This window comes from Sedimentitalea xiamensis (assembly GCF_030164465.1).
GTDB classification, from domain to species: Bacteria; Pseudomonadota; Alphaproteobacteria; order Rhodobacterales; family Rhodobacteraceae; genus Sedimentitalea; species Sedimentitalea xiamensis.
The window spans coordinates 134,083-152,105 of the sequence record NZ_JASNJE010000001.1; the positions used below are offsets into that span (position 1 = coordinate 134,083).

Genomic DNA, 18,023 nt, shown 5'->3' on the forward strand with positions numbered 1-18,023 from the left:
ATTTCATCCGGATGATCAAAGGCCGAACCATGTCAGAAACACTTGAATCCCTGGGCGATGCGCTTCTGACTGCCGCCCGCAAGGCTGGCGCGGACGCCGCCGACGCCATGGTTCTACAGGGCACATCGGTGTCGATCGACGTGCGATCCGGTGTGCTGGAGCAGGCGGAGCGGGCGGAAGGCACCGATCTCGGATTGCGCGTGTTCATCGGCAGGAAACAGGCGATCGTATCTGCCTCCGACAGCAGCGCGGCCACCATCGCGGCGATGGCGGAGCGGGCGGTGGCCATGGCGCGCGAAGCGCCCGAAGATCCGTTCGTCGGCCTGGCCGATCCCGACCAGCTCGCCACTTCCTGGGATCTGGCCGCCCTCGAACTGGCCGACGCCACGCCGGAGCCGACACCCGCCGACCTGCAAGACGACGCGCTACGCGCCGAAGCCGCGGGACTTGCCGTGGCGGGGGTGTCGCAGGTGCAATCCGCCAGTGCCTCCTACGGGGCGCACAGGGTTCACCTGTCCGCCACCAACGGGTTTTCGGGCGGCTATGCACGCACCAGCCGGTCGGTGTCCTGCGTGGCGATTGCCGGAACCGGCACCGGGATGGAAAGAGATTACGACGGGGATTCGCGCACGTTCCAGGCTGATTTGCGATCCGCCGACGATATCGGCCGCATCGCCGGGGAACGGGCGGTCGAACGGCTGAATGCGCGCAAACCGTCGACCGGCACCTTTCCGGTCCTGTTCGATGAACGGATATCCGCGTCTCTCATCGGCCACCTGCTTGCAGCGAGCAACGGCAGCGCCATTGCCCGAGGTTCATCGTGGTTGCAGGACGCATTGGGACAAGAGGTTCTGCCCACGTCGCTGTCCCTGATTGAAGATCCGCACCGCCCGCGGGCATCCGGGTCGCGCCCGTTCGACGGCGAGGGGCTGCCCACGCAACGCCGCGCACTGGTGGAAAACGGCGTTCTGACCGGATGGACACTCGACCTGTCGAGCGCCCGAAAGCTGGGTATGTCTTCGACCGGCAATGCCGCGCGCGGGGCATCGTCGCCACCGGCGCCCGCGAACTGGAACCTGGCCTTGACACAGGGCGACAGGTCGCGCGCGGACCTGATACGCGACATGGGCGACGGATTGCTCGTCACCTCGATGATCGGCAGCACGATCAACCCGAACACCGGGGATTATTCGCGGGGCGCCGCAGGCTTCTGGATCGAGAACGGGGAAATTTCCCATCCGGTCAACGAATGCACGATCGCGGGAAACCTTCGCGACATGCTGCGCCGCATCATACCCGCGAATGACGCGCGCCCCTATCTTTCGCGGGTGGTTCCGTCGCTGCTCATCGAAGGCATGACCCTTGCCGGCAACTGACCTCGACGTTCTGATCGCTGCGGCGAAAGCGGCCGGCGAGATCGCGATGCGATACTCCGGTCCGGCAACGCGGCGCTGGGACAAACCCGGCGGCGCCGGGCCGGTGACAGAGGCGGATCTGGCGGTGAACGACATGCTGCATGCGACTCTGTGCGCCGCGCGTCCTGATTATGGCTGGCTGTCAGAGGAAACCGAAGACACCGCCGACCGCCTGTCGCACGACCGGGTCTTCATCGTCGACCCCATCGACGGCACGCGCAGCTTCGCCGACGGTTCCGGCACCTGGGCGCATGCGCTGGCCGTGGCGGAACAGGGTATCGTTACCGCCGGGGTCGTCTACCTGCCGCGGCGAAAACTGATCTACACCGCTGCCGCCGGGGCCGGAGCCTTCGTCAATGGCGAACCGATTTCGCCCAGCCGGCAGGATTCGCTGCGGGCCGCGGACATCCTGGCCACCAAACCCAACATGGAAGCCGTGCATTGGAAACCCGGACAGGTGCCGGATTTCACCCGTGCCTACCGCCCGTCGCTGGCCTACCGCATGGCGCTTGTCGCCGAAGGGCGGTTTGACGGCATGCTCACCCTGCGGCCCTGCTGGGAATGGGATATCGCGGCCGGCGATCTGATCCTGCGCGAAGCAGGTGCTGCATGCACCGACAGGCGCGGTGCGCCGCTAAGGTTCAACAACCCACATCCGACGCTGGACGGCGTGGTCGCCGCGGGACCGGTGGTGCATCGTCTGATCCGCGATGCGCTGCATCCGTCCTGAAACCCCGGCTTGACCCGCTGTCCCCATTGCTTAGGTTGCAACGATCCCCGGCCCCTGTTCGGAAAGGATGCCCGACATGGTTCAACAGCTTCACCCTGTCCCCGGTGGCGGCTTGACAGCCCCGGCCCTGTCCGGCTGACCCGGTGGCCCGCTCGCTGGGACTTGCCGCCTATCGCGCCCTCGCACGGCGTCAACCGCACGCGGCGCGCCCCTTCCGGAACGCGCCGCGCCCGAAGGGCGAGCTTCTCTGGGCGCACGCAACGACCCGCGCACGATATTCGGCGCTGTGCGACCTGAGCCTGAGACTGCGCATCTTCCGCCCGGAACTCCAGGTTCTGATCAGCATGGAGGCCAACCGTTTCGACCTGCCGCCGGTGCCGCTGGACGGTTGCGATCATATCGCCATTCTGCCGTCCGATCATCCTTCTACGGCGCAGGAGTTTCTGGCGCATTGGAGTCCGGATCTCTGTCTTTGGGCCGGAGCCGACCTGATGCCGAACCTGATCGGCACGGCGTCGGACTCCGGCATTCCGATGCTGCTGCTTGACATCGACGACACCGATTTTCCGTTCAGGACCCGCCGCTGGCTACCTGACCCCACACGCACCGGTCTCAACTGTTTCAACGCGATCCTCGCGAACAGCGATGCAGCCGCCGCCAAGTTGCGCAGGCTCGGCGTGTCGCAGCCGAAAATCTCGGTCAATGCGCCCTTGCGGGCGAGCGCGACGCCGCCCTCCTGTTCCGACGAGGAGCTGAACGATGTCACCCGCGACATTGCCAACCGCCCGGTCTGGCTTGCGGCGCATCTGCGAACCGAGGAATTCGACACCGTGCTGGCGGCCCATCGCGCCGCCCTGAGGCTCGTGCACCGGCTGCTTCTGATCGTCGTGATCGACGATTCCGCCGACGCCGAAGATCTGAAAACCAGGCTTGCGGATCTGGGCCTTTACAGTGTCGACTGGGACACCGGCGACGTGGTCGAAGACGTCACACAGGTCGTGTTCTCGCGGGATCAGGACAATCTCGGACTCTGGTTTCGCGTCGCCCCGCTGACCTTCATGGGCGGTTCGCTGACGCCGCACGCCACGGAAAGCAATCCTCTGGAACCGGCGGCGCTGGGGTCCGCCGTGCTTTACGGCCCGCATGTGCAGACGCATGCGGAATCCTATGCCCGTCTGGCCGCCGCCGGGGCCGCACGCAATGTGCGCGACGGCGACGGCATGGGCAGCGCAGTGCTTCAGCTGATCGCGCCGGATCACGCGGCCGCCATGGCCCTGGCCGGGTGGGATGTCGTCACCGAACATGCCCGGATGACCGACATACTGGTCGATACGATCCAGGACTTTCTGGACTTGCGGGGCGGATCGCATGCGCCCGCCTGACTTCTGGAACAGCCCGCCGGACCGACCCGACTGGCGCGCCCGCGTGCTGGCGCCGCTTGGCCGGCTCTATGCGGCGGCCACGGCGCGACGCATGGCCCAAGGCGGCGCAATCGACCCCGGCGTGCCGGTCATCTGCGTCGGGAACCTGAATGCCGGCGGGACGGGAAAGACTCCGACCGTCATCTGGGTTGTGGAACACCTGCGCGGCATGGGGCACGAGCCGCATGTGGTCACACGGGGCTATGGCGGTGCGCTGGACGGCCCCGTGCGGGTAGACCCCTCGCGGCATGGCGCGGATGAGACCGGCGACGAACCTTTGCTTCTGGCGGCATTCGGCGAGGTCTGGGTGGCAAAGGATCGCGCCGCCGGGGCGCGGGCCGCGGCAGAGGCCGGAGCCACGGCTATCGTCCTGGACGACGGTTTCCAGAATCCGGCGGTGAAGAAGAACCTTTCGATCATCGTGGTGGATGCGGCGCAGGGCTTTGGCAACGGCCTCTGCCTTCCCGCCGGCCCGCTGCGCGAACCCGTCGAAACCGGCCTGGCCCGCGCCGGGCTTGTCCTGTCGCTTGGCCCGGAAGCGGCCCAGAACGGCTTTGCCGATCGTTGGGGGGATCGCATCGCGCCGCCGCGCGCCACCGGCGAACTGACACCTTTGCAAACCGGAATGGACTGGGCCGGCACGCCTGTCCTGGCCTTTGCCGGGATCGGTCAGCCGCAGAAATTCTTTGACACGCTGCACGCGCTCGGGGCCGATCTGCGCCGGTGCGAACCGCTGGACGATCATCAGCCCCTGACATCCGCCCTGATGAGCCGGCTCGAGTCCGAAGCCCGGGCGCTGGGCGCACAGATGGTGACGACGGAAAAGGATGCCGTGCGCCTGCCCCGGACCTTTCGCAACAAGGTCATCACCCTTCCGGTGCGGTTGCGGATCGCCGAAGAAGACAAAGTCCGTTCCATGTTGGCCGGGGCGGCGCCCTCGCCATGACCCCAGCGCGATCGCCGACGGACATGGACCGCAACGTCGCGTTCTATCCGTGGTTCAAGTTCCTTCAGGGCATGCTGTTCTGGCAGGCCGTCTGGTTTCTATACTTCCAGTCGGAACTGTCCGCGGCCGAAGCGGTCCTGCTCTACGCGATCTACGACGTTGCAACCACGGCAATGGAAGTGCCGTCGGGCTATATGTCCGACCGTCTCGGGCGGCGTGTGACGCTCGTTGCTTCGGCGGTCGCTGGTCTGGCGGGCGCCGCCTTGCTGGGCCTGGGAACAGGATTCGCCGTCTTCGCTGCCGCGCAGATCCTGTTGGGGGCCGGTTCCGCCTTTGCATCCGGCACCGACAGCGCCCTGCTCTATGAATCCCTGGCCGCCCGCGGTCGCGTCGACGAGATCGAACGGCAGGAATTGCGGGCCTGGCGGTTCTCCTTCGTCGCCCTAGCCCTTTCCGCATTCCTGGGCGGTCTTATGACGATCTGGAACGCCAGCCTGCCCTTTCTGGCCAGCGCCGCCGCCTTTCTCGGCGTTCTTCTCATCACCATCAGGTTCAGCGAACCGGTCCGCACCGACACGGAACTGCCGCAGGGCGCCGAACTGATCCGGCTCGGGTCCTTGCGAACCGCCTTGACGGAACCCGTTCTGGTCTGGTTCTTCGCCCTGGCGGTGCTGATGTATGTATTCAGCCACATTCTCTTCGTGTTCGGGCAGCCTTTCATCCTGCAAGCCTTGCAGGCACGGGGCCTTGAACAGGACGCCCCGGCGATCAGCGGTATCGTATCCGCATTGATGATGCTGATTTCCGTCCTCGCGTCGATGTTCGCGCCCGTTCTGCGCCGGCGGTTGGGTCTTCCAATGATCCTGCTGCTGGCCTTCGGGCTTCAGATCGCACTCAGCGGAACGCTGGCCGCCACGGATGCCGCCCCAGCCATCGCGGTGCTTTTCCTGCGCATGGTTCCGAACTCGCTGGCAAGACCGTTCATCCTCGCGCGGGTGCAGCCGATGCTGCAAAATGACAGCCGCGCGACCTACCTGTCGCTCCAGAGCCTGGCCGGACGCCTGATTCTCGCCGCGAGCCTCTATCTCGCGTCCTTTGCGATGGGCGATCAGGCCCGGATGGATCACGCCGACATCCGTCTCATCCTGGGGTGGTATGCCGGCACGGGAATTGTCTGCCTGTGCCTGCTGGCGGTTCTGGCCGGGCGACTTCCGATCGACGGGAAACGGCGCTAGCCGTCGTCTTCGCCCAGCTTCGGCGCGGGCCTGTGCAGGGCGAGTTCGGCATCCGAAAACCGGAAGGGCGAGCGGATCCCCGGCACGCCGTCCAGTTCGATCTGCATGCCCCGCGCCACCACCTGCGGGTCGGCCATGACCTCGTCCAGCGCGTTGATCGGCCCGGCGGGAATGCCCTGCGCCTCGCAGCCCGCCAGCAGATCCGCCTTGGACCATCCGACCGTCGCGCCGTTCAGTCGCGCGATCATGACCCGCCGGTTGGCCAGACGATCCTTGTTGTGCAGGAAGTCCGGCGCCTCGGCCATGTCGTCCAGCCCCAGCAGGCGGCAGAGGCGCTGGTATTGTGCATCGTTGCCGGTTGCGATGATGATATGCCCGTCCGCGCAATCGAAGGCCTGGTAGGGCGTCAGGTTCACATGCCCGTTTCCCATGCGCTGCGGCGGAACCCCGGTGGTCAGGTAATTCAGCGCCTGGTTGGCGGTCACGGCCACCGCCACGTCCAGCAGCGCCATGTCGATATACTGCCCCTTGCCCGTGCTCTGGCGCTGATACAGCGCCGCCAGGATCGCGGCCACGGAATAGACGCCGGTGAAGATATCGGTGATCGCAACGCCGGACTTCTGCGGTTGCCCATCCGGTTCGCCGGTGATCGACATAAGGCCCGACATGCCCTGGATGATGAAATCATAGCCCGCGCGATGGGAATAGGGGCCGGTCTGCCCGAAGCCGGTGATCGAACAGTAGATCAGGCGCGGATTGATCGCCGACAGGCTCGCATAGTCGAGCCCGTATTTCGCCAGACCGCCAACCTTGAAATTCTCGATGAAGACATCCGCATCCGCCACCAGGTCGCGCAGCCGCGCCTGTCCGTCCTCGGTCGCGAAATCCACGATGACGGATGCCTTGCCTCGGTTCGTCGAATGGAAATACGCGGCGGAAACGTCTTCGTCGCGAGTGACGAAGGGCGGGCCCCAGGCGCGGGTGTCATCGCCCTGCGGAGATTCGACCTTCGTGACCTCGGCCCCGAGATCGGACAGCGTCTGGCCGGTCCAGGGACCGGCCAGGATACGGGCCATTTCGACGACCTTCAGTCCCGCCAGAGGCGACGCCATCAGTTGCCCAGTTCTGCGTCGATCAGCGCCGAGAACTCTTCATAAGGTATGTTGGCAACCTTCTTTCCGTTGACGATGAAACTGGGCGTTGCGGTCACTTCGTCGACCTCGGCGTTGTCCTGGAACCAGGCGACAAGCGCCTGCGCCTTGTCGCCATCCTGAAAACAGGCATCCAGGGTGTCGTTGTCCAGACCGGCCAGGCGTCCGATCTTGCGCAACTCCTCGACGATCGCATTCGCATCCCCGGCACGGGTCCATTCATTCTGGCCCTTGTAGATCATCTCACTGATCCCGAAGAATTTTTCCGGCCCGCCACAGCGCGCCACCATCGACGCCCAAAGCCCGTAGCGGTCGAAATAGACCTCGCGATAGATCAGCCTGACCTTGCCGGTGTCGATGTAGTTCTTCTTGATGTCCTGGTAGGCGCCCGTTTGGAAGGCGGCGCAATGGGGACAGGTGTAGGACGCATATTCGATGATCGTGACCGGCGCGTCCGGATCGCCCTGAACCATTTCGACGATCGACGACGTATCGATTTCCTTCGTTTCCTGCGCATTGGCCGCCCCGACCAGCAGATGACCGGATGACGGGTCGGCAGACAGGTAGCCGCCGACAGCCAAGGCGGCGACGCCGCCCGACAGGAACACTCTTCGTTTCATATTGATGCCTCTCTCAATGTTTGGGCCTGCTTAGGACGTTGCGGCCCAGACGTTCAAGGGCTGCCCGCAATTCGTCGTTGTCGATTGGCCGCACCGCCTGCGCGGCATGGCTGACGATCTTCGGATCTTCGGCCGGCGGCGGGTCCGCCTTTCTGGGTTCGAACACCGCCTGTCCTTCGGCAAACCCGGTCGGCGCCGTCTGGGTGATGCGCACCCGGCTGATCGCGTTGTAGCCGTAGACCGCATTGACCTTGGCGCGCAGCTGTTCCTTCCGCATTTCCAGCATCGGGGCCTGCGCGCCCGTGGTGAGCACGGTCAGGGTCGCGCCGAACCCGCCGCGGCCATAGCTGACATTCACCGGGCGGGCGATGGCCGCGATCTCGGGTCCGGCGATTTCCGCCCAATGCGTCAACAGCCGCGATACGGCGAACCCGCGGCTTTCGCCCGCCCGCCGAATCTGATCGCTCAGAACGCTTGCCGTGCGCTTGAAGCCGCGCGTCGATGTTTCCCGTCGTGCCATTGTGGATTCCGCCGTGTCCTGTCCTATTGTAAGGAGCGGCAAGGCAGGCGCCAGCGAAACCGGAGCGGAAGACCATAAAGAATGCGTGACGGCCAAAGCATAGAGACGGACATCGCGACCACCATGCTGGATTGGTACGATCGCCATGCACGCGACCTGCCCTGGCGGACCTCCGCGGCAGAGCTGAACTCCGGTGCCCGGCCGGACCCCTACCGGGTCTGGCTGTCGGAAATCATGCTGCAACAGACCACCGTCGCCGCTGTCAGGGATTATTTCCACCGGTTCACCACCCGATGGCCGACCGTCGACGACCTGGCCGCGGCACCCGATGGCGCGGTGATGGGGGAATGGGCCGGGCTGGGGTATTACGCCCGCGCCCGCAATCTGCTGAAATGCGCCCGCATCGTCGCGGAAGAGCATGGCGGGCGGTTTCCCGACCGGTATGACGACCTGATCGCCTTGCCCGGAATCGGCCCCTATACCGCAGCCGCGATCTCTGCCATCGCTTTTGACCGTCCGGAAACCGTGATGGATGGCAATGTCGAACGGGTGGCGGCCCGGCTCTATGATATCCATACGCCCCTTCCGGCGGCGAAATCCGAACTGAAAGCGCGAGCCGAACTGTTGACGCCCCGGCTGCGGCCCGGCGACTATGCGCAAGCCATGATGGACCTGGGCGCGACGATCTGCACGCCGAAATCCCCCGCCTGCGGCATCTGCCCATTGCAGTCTCCTTGCGCCGCCCGGCGGGCGGGAACAGCGCCCGAACTGCCGAGAAAGATGCCCAAGACGGCCAAACCGACGCGGCGCGGCATCGTCTATCTGGCCTGCCGCGCGGACGGGGCCTGGCTGATGGAGCGCCGACCGGACAAGGGGTTGCTGGGCGGCATGCTGGGCTGGCCGGGATCGGACTGGAAAGACGGGGCGGCGGGCGCGCCCCCGGTGTCAGCCGATTGGTCGACCCTGGCGGCAGAGGTGCGTCACACCTTCACCCATTTTCATCTGGTTCTGACCGTGAGAACCGCAACCGTGGACATGGGCTGCGCCCCCGAAACGGGGTTCTTCATCCCGAACCGCGATTTTCGCCCCTCCGAACTTCCGACCGTGATGCGCAAGGCGTTCGATTTGTGCCGCGAGCGATAAACCCGTGCTTGGGGCCTGCCGCAGCATTCCGGTATAGTGGGCCAAAGTCCCGGATCCGGAGAACCCGATGATTGCCCCCGATACCCTTGCCAGGTGGCAAAGCGCCCTGCCGTTCTGGATGTCGTTCCTGCTGGTGCCGCTCGCCTGGATCAGCGCCACACAGGGCGGGTGGACGGTGCTGTTGCTGCCAGTCGTGACCTGGTATCTTTTTTCAGCGCTGGACGGGCTGGTCGGCCTGAATACCGAGAACGCCGACCTGCAAGCAACCGAGGAAAACCTGTTCTGGTACAAGGCGTTGACGATTCTTTGGGTTCCGGTTCAGCTCGTCACGGTGTTTGCCCTGATCTGGTATGTTTCGGGTGCCTTGCACCTGACGGCGCTGGAAAAGCTGGCCGTGTTCTTCGGTGTTGGCGTGATCACCGGCACTGTCGGAATCAACTACAGCCATGAACTGATGCATCAGCAAAGCCGGCTGGAGCGCAATCTGGCCGACGTCCTTCTGGCCATGGTGCTCTATTCGCATTTCCGCAGCGAGCATCTGCTGGTGCACCACCGCTATGTCGGCACGCCGCGCGACCCGGTCACGGCACGGTTCAACGAAGGGTTCTATCACTTTTACCCGCGCGTGCTGAAGGCATGCCTGCTGTCCGCTTTCGCCGCCGAGAAAGCCAAGCTGGCGCGCAGGAACCTGCCCTGGACAAGCCTGAGCAATCCGTTCTTCCGCTACTGGACCTTGCAGGCCGGCATGCTGGCACTGGCGTTTCTACTGGGCGGATGGATCGGTGTCGGACTGTTTCTGATGCAGGCCGGGGTCGCGATCTGGCAACTGGAACTGGTGAATTACGTCGAACATTACGGCCTGACACGCAAATATCTGGGCGACGGAAAATACGAACGCGTCCGCCCGAAGCATTCGTGGAACGCCGCTCAGAAGGTGTCGAACTGGCTATTGATCAACCTGCAACGCCACTCCGATCATCATTACAAGCCGGATCGCCGGTTTCCGCTGTTGCAGAACCACACGCCGATGGACGCGCCGCAATTGCCCTTCGGTTATCCGGTGATGACCATCGCCGCCATGGTCCCGCCGCTATGGCGACGCGTGATGAACCCACGGGTCCGCAGGTGGCGCGCGATGTATAACCCGGAGATCACGGACTGGAAACCCTATAACAAGTTGACCCTGCCAATGCCCCGGTAACGGAACACGCAACCGGGACCGACCATTGCCCGGCCATGCAAAAAAAGCCCCGCCAGATTGGCGGGGCAAGTCGGGTGCGCCATGACAGGCCACAGGCACCAGCGGTAAACGTGAATTCGGATTGGGATCAGTTCTGCATTTCCGACCGGATCTGCTGGCGCAACACGTCGATCGGCACGGTCTTGCCGTCACGCTTGAAGCACCAGTAGGTCCAGCCGTTGCACGATGGCGCGCCTTCGAGCGCAGCGCCGACCTGGTGGATCGACCCCCGGACATCGTCGCCTATCAGGGTGCCATCCGCGCGCACCTTGGCCTTGTGGCGATTGTTCATCGAATAAAGGCTTTCGCCGGGACGGAGCATTCCACGTTCGACAAGCTGCCCGAATGGCACCCGCGGTTCCGCCCGTTTCGATGCGCTGACCTGCAGGGCTTCGCGATCGAACTTGCGGGTGTCGGCGATCCGTTTTTCGGCGACCTTCCGGTAGGCGGCCTCACGTTCGATCCCGATGAAGTCGCGCCCGAGCATCTTGGCCACCGCCCCGGTCGTGCCGGTTCCGAAGAACGGGTCCAGCACCACGTCGCCCGGATTGGTGGAGCCGACCAGCACCCGGTGCAGCAGGCTTTCGGGTTTCTGCGTCGGATGCGCCTTGTCGCCATTTTCGTCCTTCAGCCGTTCATGGCCGGTGCAGATCGGCAAGACCCAATCGCTGCGCATCTGGATGCCTTCGTTCAGCGACTTCAGCGCTTCGTAGTTGAACGTGTATTTCCCGCCTTCTTCCTTGGACGCCCAGATCATCGTCTCATGCGCATTGGTGAACCGTTTGCCCCGGAAATTCGGCATCGGGTTGGATTTGCGCCAGACCACGTCATTCAGGATCCAGAACCCGGCGTCCTGAAGCGCTGCGCCGACGCGGAAGATGTTGTGATAGCTGCCAATCACCCAGATGGCGCCATCAGGTTTCAGCAGCCGCCGGGCCGCCTTGAGCCAATCGCGCGTGAACTGGTCATAGGCCGCAAAAGATGAAAACTGATCCCAATGATCGTCGACCGCATCGACCTGGCTGTTGTCGGGGCGATGCAGGTCGCCCTTCAGTTGCAGGTTGTAAGGCGGATCGGCAAAAATGAGATCGACAGTGCCTTCCGGCAGGCCATTCATCACCTCGGTGCAGTCGCCATCCAGAATCGTGTTCAAGGGGAGCGCATCGGCGCCCTGTCGCATTGTCTTTTTCATTTTCTGCCTCTGTCCCGGACGCTTGCTGCGTTCTCGTGGTTGACTGGCAGAATGAGTCAAAGCCGAATCCCGGTCAAATTCTTTTTTGAATCAGCGGTTTACAGATTTATCTTGATACAAGATATTGTGGACCGGCTTGAATGAACGCCTATGGTGTGGGGTTGCTCCCAGATTTTGGAGCGCCAACCTGTGACTTTTTGTTGGATAGCCGGCGTTGGTTTCCCAGCCATATCCGGGGTGTTGTTGCGCCAAGTCCACCATGATCCGATCACGTGCGATTTTTGCCACAATCGACGCCGCCGCGATCGAAACCGATCGGGTGTCACCCTTGATCACCGCCTCTGCCGGAATGGTCAGTCCCCGCAGCACGAGATTTCCATCGATCAACAGAAAATCCGGCAGCGGGTCCAGCATCGCCACGGCGCGCTCCATCGCCAGATGGCTCGCGCGAAGAATATTGATCGAGTCGATCTCGGCGACCGTGGCATGGGCGATGCCGACTTCGGCGCTTTCCCGGATCAAGGCGCTCAGGGCGTTGCGCGCAGGCGCAGACAGTTTCTTGGAATCGTTCAGGCCTTGCGGAATCCTGGCCATGTCCAGGATCACGGCCGCGGCGGTGACAGGACCGGCCAGAGGACCGCGCCCCACTTCGTCGATTCCGGCGACGCGCGAATAGCCCCGCCGTCTCGCGGCCCGTTCCAATGTTTCGTCAGGTCCGGTCGATCGCATTTCGGACCTACGCCCGCACCTTGCGAACCATTCCGCGCGCAGGATCGTAGCCGATCAGACTGCCGGCCATGAAAACGGCAAAGGCGACGATCACCCAGAGCAACGCCCAGCCGTTGAATTGCGCATAGAGCGAGAAACGGATCAATTCAACAGCGTGGGTGAAAGGATTGAAGGCGCAGATAGTCCTCAGAAGCGGCGAACTTTCCGCCATTTTCCACAAGGGATAGAGCGCCGTCGACATGAAGAACATCGGGAAGATCACGAAGTTCATGACTCCCGCGAAGTTTTCCAGCTGCCGGATGGTCGAGGAAATGAACAGGCCCAGCGCGCCCAGCATCAGCCCGCTGAGCACGAGCGCCGGAAACAGATACACGTATCCGATCGTCGGCATCACGATCCCGAAACCCGCGGCGATGGCCAGGAACACATAGACCTGCAGGATCGAGACCGTCACCCCCGCGAGAAGCTTGCAGAACAGCAGCCACCACCGCGGCAGGGGGCTGGTCAACAAAAGACGCATCGACCCCATTTCCCGGTCATAGACCAGCGACAGCGAAGACTGCATTCCATTGAACAACTGGATCATGCCGCAAAGCCCCGGCACGATGTAGACTTCATAGGTGATGTAGGTCTGATACGGCGGAATGATCGACAATCCCAGTGCCGCCCTGAACCCGGCTGCGAAGACCACCAGCCAGACCAGCGGCCGGACCAAGGCCGCCAGAAACCGGCTGCGCTGGTTGATGAACCGCATCGCTTCGCGGAAAACGATGGCGCGGAGGGCGACGAAATAGGCCGTCATTGCTCTGACTGGCCGGAGGTCATGGCGATGAACGCATCGACCAGAGGCTTTCCCGCTGCAATGTTTCGGGCTCGGTCGTGCGCCAGAACCTTGCCCTGATGCAGCACCACCACATCATCGGTATCGCGAATTTCATCGACCAGATGGGTCGCCCAAAAGACAAGAAGTCCCGTATCTGCCAGATCATGCACATGGGCCGTGATGGCCTGCCGGCTGCCGGTGTCCAACCCGACGGTCGGTTCGTCCAGCAAAAGGACGGTCGGGTCATGAATCAGCGCCCGAGCAATCTCCATCCGCCGGCGGTGCCCGCCGTTCAGCGCCCTGGCCTTTTCACCGGACCTTTCGCGCATTTCCAACCGATCCAGCGCCGCATCGATGCTCTTCTGCGCCCGTTTTCCGGACAGCCCCTGCAGGGCCGCAAAGTACCGCAGGTTCTGCGTAACCGTCATGTCCAGATCCAGCGTCTGCTGCTGAAACACCACCCCCATCCGTGCCAGCGCCGCGCGCGGTTCCCGTTCCAGATCGAACCCTGCGATCGAGATCGCGCCCTGGTCGGTCACAAGCAGCCTGGTCATGAGCGAGAAAAGCGTCGATTTGCCCGCTCCGTTCGGGCCGAGTAGCGCGCAGAACCTGCCTGAATCCAGGTCGAACGAAACCCCGTCCAACGCCGTCCTGACGCCATAGCGATAGGTCACATCGTGGACTCCAAGCGTGGTCACCACGGTCTACTCGATCGTGATATCGACTTTCTGGCTGTCGCCCTCCGATCCCGGTTGCTTCAGGACGTATCGGCCCGGCTTGATCGCGACGAATTCGATCTCCATTGTTCCGGCCTCGTCGAATTCCACGCTGTCGATGCCGTATGGGCGGATTTCCAACCCGTTTATGACGATTTCGTTGATCCAGATGGCCCGAAAGAAACCGGGCCCTTCCAGCGCCAGTTCGCCGGTTCCGTCCGAGGTGATCTCGATCTCATAGGCTGTGCCCGATTTCAGGACCAATGGGGCCTCAGCAATCGGCTTGCCGACGGAAAGCGTGAGTTCCGGCAGGTCTTCCTTGTTGGAGCTGGAAAGAATGCCGGCAAATCCGAAGTCATGCGCTGCGGCAGCATTCGTCAGCGCGGTTGCAAGGATCACGATCGGCAAAAAATGTTTCATGGCGGGAATTCTTCCTTGATCAGCTACGGCATGTTTGAACGTCAGATCTCGCATCATTGCACACAAGGCCGCATCGTCAAGCGCAACCAAAGGCGTATTCCAGGCCAGTCTTTTTCGTTCCGGCTCGTTACGCCGGCCGCCACGATCTGCCTGAAAACAATATCAACGAACCTGGCGACTGGGTGAGTGGCGCAGACCTTGTCGGGCGGACCCAGGCAGAGGATGCGAGCACCAGATCGACAAGAATCAGATCACATCCCACGTCGGACTTCGAGGGAATTGACGCCAGGAAACGTATGTTGCATGTAGCCGGATGCCCGCTCTGATGGTCAGCGCCCCGAGGCACGTAACAGGGTCAAAGCATTCGCCCCAGGCGAACCGGACGCACCCAGGTTCGCGATCTGGGACCTCGCCAGGAACAAGTTGGTCAGTTTTTTCACAGCGTCAGCATCGGAAAACTGCGAGACAGTGCCTTCGCCTGTCGCGTTACGGGTCTTGTCCCGAAAGACTTCGAGCTGCTGATCGATATCGATCTGCCCAAATGCCTGGGGAAGACCCAAGGCCGTTTCGAACATGGAGCGCAACGGCGGTAGCCCCATCAAGGAATACCACTTGGTTTCTTCGCTGACATCTTTCCCGGCCAACTCCGCCAATTCCCTTTGAGCGTAAAGCGCGATTCTCATTGCATCGTCCTGCTGTCCGACGGAAACTTCGAACTCCTGAACCCGGTACTGCGACACGATCTCGGCCATTTTTGCCTTGTCCGTGGTCGTCGCTGTTTCTCCCGGTCCGAAGCCAAAGGCCTTGCTGAGCTTCTTGTAGCGTTCGTCCGTCAGTTTGTTGGCGAGGGCATCGTCGCTGCCGGTCCCGTCCTGAAGGATCTTCTGAATGAAGTAGCGGTTATTGATGTCATCCTGCAATCCAAAGGCGCCCAGAGCGACAGACAGCAGCCTTCGGTCTTTTACCAGATCTTCGGCGCTCTGGATTTCACCGACTTTCTCGCGAAAATAGTCGGTGTCCCGTTGCAGTTGCGCCGATGCGTTGAACGCCTTGAACTGGGCGTCATAGGTGCGCTGGAGAAAGTTCCAGCCTGCCAGACCCGCGCTCGGTATGACGGGCTGGTAACTCATGCCGGACGCGATGCGATCAGTCTGTCTTCACGCGGCAACAGGCTGCGCAGCGCCTTGAGACACTTGTAATACTGATGTCCGATCAGGGATTCGGTCGCCTCTGCAAGACAGGCCCGGCTATCCGGGTCGGTGAACACCTGGCTCAACTCCTCTATGCGACGCAGAAGTGAAAACCGGGCGGTTTCGGGATCGCTGTCCCCGGTGAGGATCAACTGCGCCGAATAGCAGACCCGCCGCACCGGCGTCGTGGCTTCGTCGGGGTGGATTGCATCCCTGAGCCGCAGGATGTTGGCGTCTGGCGTTACGATCGACAGCCTGCTTCTGCGGTCTCCGTTCTCGATCACGGCCCCGTTGATCAGAACGCGCTCCTTCGGAGAAAGCTTCAATACCAGTCCACTCATCTCATTTCGCTCCAGTTCGCAGGCCTCGAAGGATGGCCGTGTTGATATCAATCAGGGGTTCGACCGACTCCTGTCTCGCCAGAACCTTGCTCGTGTGCTGGTTCGTGAACTCGGCCAGATAGAACAAGCGCGCCTTCAGGTCTTTGGGCAAGGGATTGCCCGCATCTGCGACATCCGTCGCAAATATGCCCCAAAGCTTTCTGTTGTCATGCAGGGCCTCGGCCAAAGCGACGAACCCGTCAGGACCCTTGTCATATGCCGCCCGGATTCGCATCGTAATGCGAGCAACGGCTTCGTATTCCGTGCCACGAGCGGTGCGCGTAGGCGCCGATGCGGCAGAGTAGGCGCGGTGAGCCTGGGAAAGCGCGTTCAAATCATGTCCTCACATACTTGAAACTGTGATCGGGTAGGCCGGGGCGTTCAACGCCCCGGCCGATGATTTAGCGGAACAGGGACAGGATGGTCTGCGGTGCCTGGTTCGCAATCGAAAGCGCCTGAACGCCGAGCTGTTGCTGCGTCTGGAGCGCCTGCAGACGGGCAGAAGCCGCTTCCATGTCGGCATCCACCAATGCACCGATCCCCGACTTCATCGCATCCGTCAGTTTGCTGACGAAATCGCTCTGATCATTGATCCGCTTCCCGGATGCACCGAGATTGGCGGCGCCTTCAATGGCGACCTGCAGAAACCCTTCGATCTCATCCATGGCGGTTTGAGCCGAAGCAGCGTCAGTGATCGCCGTGCGGCCAGCAACGTCAAGATCCGTTTCGAAATCCGCCGAAGCGACATCGATTGTGGCGATCGTCGGCGGGTTGCCATTGGACGCATCGTTTGCGCCGGCCCGATCCAGCGAAGACAGGACCGTCAGCTGCGTGCCGCCGTTTCCATCCACATCCGCCTTGAGCAGATTGACGCCGTTGAACTGCGACGCTTCGATGATGGACGTGATCTGCGCTTCCTTCTCGGCCATTTCGGCTTCGATCTTCGTGAAGTCTGCGGTTTCGCTCGCGCCGGCGACGGCAAGTTCCTTCATTTCCTTCAGAACCTTGACGATCTGTTCCGCGCCGGCCGACGCCACCGCGACCGTCGATTCGCCAATCGCGAGGCTGTCGGAAACGGCGTTGAATCCCGCGACGTCGGATTCCATCACCTTGGAGATAGCCCAGACCGCGGAACCATCCTTCGCGCTGGCGATATCCTTGCCGGTTGCGATCTGGTCCTGGGTCTTGGCCAGATTGGAGTTGATCCCTTTCAGGGTCTGCAACGCGACCATTGCACTGTTGTTTGTCAGAATACTGGACATAGCTTGTTTTCCTGTAGCTAAAGGGCCATTCCGCCCGATTTCCTGTCGCCCTTCGGAGGCGAACCAAATGTCTTTCTGACCAATGCGACCACCGGCTATCCGGTTCCGCGCCACCTCTTTCCAGAAGTGCAGGGCCACCATGTGGCGCGATATGCTAATGGAGTCCTAAACCGCGACCGAGGAATACTTCAGATTATTCTAAATCTGGACGTTATGCGCGTTTCTCCACTTTGGTCGCCGCCTGCAAACCATAGTTGGTCTTGCGACCGCTCCTGTCATAGGTTTCCAATCCGGCTCTGACCCGGCGCAGGTCGGCCATACGGTTCGCAACCGCGCGAATGCCTTCCAGCGCACTACCGAGAAGGGCCTGGTTTCGCGTCACCTTTTCATGCACATCCGTCAAACTGCCGTGCGCGACGGTGTGCAATCCGTTGATCTTTTCGATCAGCGTTTCCTTTGCAGTCATCAGGGCATTGATCTTTTCCAGATCGCCCTGCACGAGAGCTTTCCGCTCTTCATCCAGAACCTTGTCCAGCGAATCGATGAGCTGCTGCGGTGTTTCGTCAGTCATGTTTTGCCTCCTTGAGAGCTTTGAAAATAGTTTCAGCCAGACCGATTCCTCCGCCCTGGGCGATCTGGTCCGCCTGCGCACGCACGAGGAGAGAACCGAACTGGTCTTCGCCGGCGCCTCCACCCATCGATTCGCGGCTCTTCCCCAAACCTGCGGACTTGAGCATTTCAGCCAGAAACGCAGATTCCAGTTCGATAGCGGCTTTGCGAAGGGGTGCATGCGATGCCTTCGGACCCGGAGGAGGAGTTCCAATGCTCGCGCGAATGATATCGGTCATGAATTGCCTCGAATTGGACGGTTTTTCCAAACATGTGTGCAA

General features: G+C 62.3%; 21 protein-coding genes. 7 read left to right on the forward strand and 14 right to left on the reverse strand.

Translation table 11 applies throughout. From position 1 onward, the window contains the following. Positions 1–29 precede the first annotated feature (29 nt). The 5 genes from QO034_RS00585 (at position 30) to QO034_RS00605 (ending at position 5,747) form a co-directional block, all read left to right on the forward strand. Positions 30–1,376 (forward strand): TldD/PmbA family protein, encoded by a 1,347-nt coding sequence (locus QO034_RS00585; protein WP_284483549.1) that lies wholly within the window; start codon positions 30–32, stop codon positions 1,374–1,376. After that, a complete protein-coding gene (locus QO034_RS00590) occupies positions 1,363–2,145 on the forward strand; it encodes a 3'(2'),5'-bisphosphate nucleotidase CysQ (protein ID WP_284483550.1) in 783 nt (260 codons plus the stop codon). Before QO034_RS00585 ends, QO034_RS00590 begins: the two co-directional genes overlap by 14 nt. Positions 2,146–2,288: 143 nt before the next feature. Then, positions 2,289–3,527, forward strand: a complete 1,239-nt coding sequence (locus QO034_RS00595; RefSeq protein WP_284483551.1) for a 3-deoxy-D-manno-octulosonic acid transferase — start codon at positions 2,289–2,291, stop codon at positions 3,525–3,527. Then, a complete protein-coding gene (lpxK, locus tag QO034_RS00600; protein ID WP_284483552.1) occupies positions 3,514–4,512 on the forward strand; it encodes a tetraacyldisaccharide 4'-kinase in 999 nt (332 codons plus the stop codon). The genes QO034_RS00595 and lpxK overlap by 14 nt, the downstream gene beginning before the upstream one ends. Then, a complete protein-coding gene (locus QO034_RS00605) occupies positions 4,509–5,747 on the forward strand; it encodes an MFS transporter (protein ID WP_284483553.1) in 1,239 nt (412 codons plus the stop codon). The genes lpxK and QO034_RS00605 overlap by 4 nt, the downstream gene beginning before the upstream one ends. Here QO034_RS00605 and QO034_RS00610 read toward each other — a convergent pair. Genes QO034_RS00610 through QO034_RS00620 form a run of 3 tightly spaced genes read right to left on the reverse strand, consistent with a single transcriptional unit; the run spans position 5,744 to position 8,038 of the window. Further along, complete coding sequence (locus QO034_RS00610; RefSeq protein WP_284483554.1) at positions 5,744–6,859, reverse strand: CaiB/BaiF CoA transferase family protein; 1,116 nt, start codon at positions 6,857–6,859, stop codon at positions 5,744–5,746. The two genes, QO034_RS00605 and QO034_RS00610, sit on opposite strands and share 4 nt — an antisense overlap. Continuing rightward, positions 6,859–7,518, reverse strand: coding sequence for a DsbA family protein (locus QO034_RS00615; protein ID WP_284483555.1), 660 nt, complete (start codon positions 7,516–7,518; stop codon positions 6,859–6,861). Before QO034_RS00615 ends, QO034_RS00610 begins: the two co-directional genes overlap by 1 nt. A gap of 13 nt (positions 7,519–7,531) precedes the next feature. After that, positions 7,532–8,038, reverse strand: coding sequence for a DUF721 domain-containing protein (locus QO034_RS00620; RefSeq protein WP_284483556.1), 507 nt, complete (start codon positions 8,036–8,038; stop codon positions 7,532–7,534). Positions 8,039–8,119: 81 nt separating this feature from the next. Here QO034_RS00620 and mutY point away from each other — a divergent pair, with 81 nt between their 5' ends. Further along, on the forward strand, positions 8,120–9,181 hold the full coding sequence (gene mutY / locus QO034_RS00625) for an A/G-specific adenine glycosylase (protein ID WP_284483557.1): 1,062 nt from the start codon (positions 8,120–8,122) through the stop codon (positions 9,179–9,181). Between the two features lie 67 nt (positions 9,182–9,248). After that, entirely contained in the window at positions 9,249–10,382 is a 1,134-nt protein-coding gene (locus tag QO034_RS00630; RefSeq protein WP_284483558.1) for an alkane 1-monooxygenase, read from the forward strand. Positions 10,383–10,509: 127 nt separating this feature from the next. Here QO034_RS00630 and QO034_RS00635 read toward each other — a convergent pair whose 3' ends face one another. The 11 genes from QO034_RS00635 to QO034_RS00685 all read right to left on the reverse strand — a co-directional run bounded on the left by QO034_RS00635 (position 10,510) and on the right by QO034_RS00685 (position 17,981). Beyond that, positions 10,510–11,613 (reverse strand): site-specific DNA-methyltransferase, encoded by a 1,104-nt coding sequence (locus tag QO034_RS00635; protein WP_284483559.1) that lies wholly within the window; start codon positions 11,611–11,613, stop codon positions 10,510–10,512. A 90-nt stretch (positions 11,614–11,703) separates the two neighbouring features. Then, positions 11,704–12,342: a ribonuclease HII gene (locus QO034_RS00640; protein WP_284483560.1), complete on the reverse strand. Its 639-nt coding sequence runs from the start codon at positions 12,340–12,342 to the stop codon at positions 11,704–11,706. Positions 12,343–12,349: 7 nt separating this feature from the next. Next, on the reverse strand, positions 12,350–13,144 hold the full coding sequence (locus QO034_RS00645; RefSeq protein WP_284483561.1) for an ABC transporter permease: 795 nt from the start codon (positions 13,142–13,144) through the stop codon (positions 12,350–12,352). Further along, positions 13,141–13,863: an ABC transporter ATP-binding protein gene (locus QO034_RS00650; protein WP_284483562.1), complete on the reverse strand. Its 723-nt coding sequence runs from the start codon at positions 13,861–13,863 to the stop codon at positions 13,141–13,143. The genes QO034_RS00645 and QO034_RS00650 overlap by 4 nt, the downstream gene beginning before the upstream one ends. A gap of 6 nt (positions 13,864–13,869) precedes the next feature. Then, positions 13,870–14,301, reverse strand: coding sequence for a hypothetical protein (locus QO034_RS00655; protein ID WP_284483563.1), 432 nt, complete (start codon positions 14,299–14,301; stop codon positions 13,870–13,872). 329 nt (positions 14,302–14,630) lie between these two features. Then, positions 14,631–15,431, reverse strand: coding sequence for a DUF1217 domain-containing protein (locus tag QO034_RS00660; RefSeq protein ID WP_284483564.1), 801 nt, complete (start codon positions 15,429–15,431; stop codon positions 14,631–14,633). After that, positions 15,428–15,832, reverse strand: a complete 405-nt coding sequence (gene flbT / locus QO034_RS00665; protein ID WP_284483565.1) for a flagellar biosynthesis repressor FlbT — start codon at positions 15,830–15,832, stop codon at positions 15,428–15,430. The genes QO034_RS00660 and flbT overlap by 4 nt, the downstream gene beginning before the upstream one ends. A 1-nt stretch (position 15,833) precedes the next feature. Then, positions 15,834–16,205 (reverse strand): flagellar biosynthesis regulator FlaF, encoded by a 372-nt coding sequence (gene flaF, locus QO034_RS00670; protein ID WP_284483566.1) that lies wholly within the window; start codon positions 16,203–16,205, stop codon positions 15,834–15,836. 67 nt (positions 16,206–16,272) lie between these two features. Further along, positions 16,273–17,133 carry a flagellin N-terminal helical domain-containing protein gene (locus tag QO034_RS00675; RefSeq protein WP_284483567.1) on the reverse strand — a complete coding sequence of 287 codons (861 nt, stop codon included), beginning with the start codon at positions 17,131–17,133 and terminating at the stop codon, positions 16,273–16,275. A 211-nt stretch (positions 17,134–17,344) separates the two neighbouring features. Next, positions 17,345–17,704, reverse strand: a complete 360-nt coding sequence (locus QO034_RS00680; protein WP_284483568.1) for a flagellar biosynthesis protein FlgN — start codon at positions 17,702–17,704, stop codon at positions 17,345–17,347. Beyond that, positions 17,697–17,981: a rod-binding protein gene (locus QO034_RS00685; protein ID WP_284483569.1), complete on the reverse strand. Its 285-nt coding sequence runs from the start codon at positions 17,979–17,981 to the stop codon at positions 17,697–17,699. The genes QO034_RS00680 and QO034_RS00685 overlap by 8 nt, the downstream gene beginning before the upstream one ends. Positions 17,982–18,023 lie beyond the last annotated feature (42 nt).

What these genes read in the sequence shown, in the direction of transcription:
- mutY (WP_284483557.1), top strand. Translation starts at nt 8,120, where the DNA reads ATGCGTGACGGCCAAAGCATAGAGACGGACATCGCGACCACCATGCTG.
- QO034_RS00655 (WP_284483563.1), bottom strand. Translation starts at nt 14,301, where the DNA reads ATGAAACATTTTTTGCCGATCGTGATCCTTGCAACCGCGCTGACGAAT.
- QO034_RS00680 (WP_284483568.1), bottom strand. Translation starts at nt 17,704, where the DNA reads ATGACTGACGAAACACCGCAGCAGCTCATCGATTCGCTGGACAAGGTT.
- QO034_RS00640 (WP_284483560.1), bottom strand. Translation starts at nt 12,342, where the DNA reads ATGCGATCGACCGGACCTGACGAAACATTGGAACGGGCCGCGAGACGG.
- QO034_RS00585 (WP_284483549.1), top strand. Translation starts at nt 30, where the DNA reads ATGTCAGAAACACTTGAATCCCTGGGCGATGCGCTTCTGACTGCCGCC.
- QO034_RS00685 (WP_284483569.1), bottom strand. Translation starts at nt 17,981, where the DNA reads ATGACCGATATCATTCGCGCGAGCATTGGAACTCCTCCTCCGGGTCCG.
- QO034_RS00645 (WP_284483561.1), bottom strand. Translation starts at nt 13,144, where the DNA reads ATGACGGCCTATTTCGTCGCCCTCCGCGCCATCGTTTTCCGCGAAGCG.
- QO034_RS00615 (WP_284483555.1), bottom strand. Translation starts at nt 7,518, where the DNA reads ATGAAACGAAGAGTGTTCCTGTCGGGCGGCGTCGCCGCCTTGGCTGTC.
- QO034_RS00610 (WP_284483554.1), bottom strand. Translation starts at nt 6,859, where the DNA reads ATGGCGTCGCCTCTGGCGGGACTGAAGGTCGTCGAAATGGCCCGTATC.
- QO034_RS00675 (WP_284483567.1), bottom strand. Translation starts at nt 17,133, where the DNA reads ATGTCCAGTATTCTGACAAACAACAGTGCAATGGTCGCGTTGCAGACC.
- QO034_RS00630 (WP_284483558.1), top strand. Translation starts at nt 9,249, where the DNA reads ATGATTGCCCCCGATACCCTTGCCAGGTGGCAAAGCGCCCTGCCGTTC.
- lpxK (WP_284483552.1), top strand. Translation starts at nt 3,514, where the DNA reads ATGCGCCCGCCTGACTTCTGGAACAGCCCGCCGGACCGACCCGACTGG.
- QO034_RS00620 (WP_284483556.1), bottom strand. Translation starts at nt 8,038, where the DNA reads ATGGCACGACGGGAAACATCGACGCGCGGCTTCAAGCGCACGGCAAGC.
- QO034_RS00605 (WP_284483553.1), top strand. Translation starts at nt 4,509, where the DNA reads ATGACCCCAGCGCGATCGCCGACGGACATGGACCGCAACGTCGCGTTC.
- QO034_RS00660 (WP_284483564.1), bottom strand. Translation starts at nt 15,431, where the DNA reads ATGAGTTACCAGCCCGTCATACCGAGCGCGGGTCTGGCAGGCTGGAAC.
- QO034_RS00635 (WP_284483559.1), bottom strand. Translation starts at nt 11,613, where the DNA reads ATGAAAAAGACAATGCGACAGGGCGCCGATGCGCTCCCCTTGAACACG.
- flbT (WP_284483565.1), bottom strand. Translation starts at nt 15,832, where the DNA reads ATGAGTGGACTGGTATTGAAGCTTTCTCCGAAGGAGCGCGTTCTGATC.